Genomic DNA, 971 nt, shown 5'->3' with positions numbered 1-971 from the left:
TTTTCGACCTGGGTTTTGAGTGGTTGCCACCAGTCGGGGTTGTTGCGGTACCAGGCGATGGTGTCGGTGAGGCCGCTGCGGAAGTCGGTGTATTGGGGTTGCCAGCCGAGTTCGGTGCGGAGGCGGTGTGAGTTGATGGCGTAGCGCAGGTCGTGGCCGGGGCGGTCGGTGACGAAGTCGAAGGCGTCGGTGGGGTTGCCGGTGAGTTCGAGGATGGTTTCGATGACGGTGCGGTTGTCGACTTCGCCGTCGGCGCCGATGAGGTAGGTCTCGCCGATGGTGCCTTTGTCGATGATGGTCCAGACGGCGTCGTTGTGGTCGTGGACGTGGATCCAGTCGCGGACGTTGGTGCCGTGGCCGTAGAGCTTGGGGCGGATGCCGGCCAGGACGTTGGTGATCTGGCGGGGGATGAATTTTTCGATGTGTTGGTAGGGGCCGTAGTTGTTGGAGCAGTTGGAGATGGTGGCCTCGATGCCGAAGGAGCGGACCCAGGCGCGTACGAGGAGGTCGCTGCCGGCTTTGGTGGCCGAGTAGGGGCTTGAGGGGTTGTAGGCGGTGGCTTCGGTGAAGCGGGCGGGGTCGTCGAGGGCGAGGTCGCCGTAGACCTCGTCGGTGCTGATGTGGTGGTAGCGGACGTTGTGGGCGCGGACGGCTTCGAGGAGGGAGAAGGTGCCGACGAGGTTGGTGTGGACGAATGCCGAGGGGTCGGCGAGGGAGTTGTCGTTGTGGGATTCGGCGGCGAAGTGGACGACGAGGTCGGTGTCGGCGACGAGTCGGTCGACGAGGGTGGTGTCGGCTATGTCACCTTCGATGAGTTCGATCTGGTCGGCGACCGGGGCCAGGGATGCGGCGTTGGCGGCGTAGGTCATCGCGTCGAGGACGCGGACCTGCACGTCCGGCCGGGTGGCGAGTGTTCGGTGCACAAAGTTCGCGCCGATGAAGCCCGCTCCACCGGTGATCAATACCCGCAT

1 protein-coding gene is annotated in these 971 nt (G+C 64.8%); it reads right to left on the bottom strand.

Annotated features, from left to right (window positions below):
- The coding region (rfbB, locus tag J3S28_RS28150) for a dTDP-glucose 4,6-dehydratase (protein WP_207844623.1) at positions 1–971 on the bottom strand (971 nt) is incomplete at its 3' end.

The sequence above is a fragment of the Williamsia soli genome (assembly GCF_017377795.1).
GTDB lineage: Bacteria > Actinomycetota > Actinomycetes > Mycobacteriales > Mycobacteriaceae > Williamsia > Williamsia soli.
This window is presented reverse-complemented; position numbering and strand designations above follow the sequence as displayed.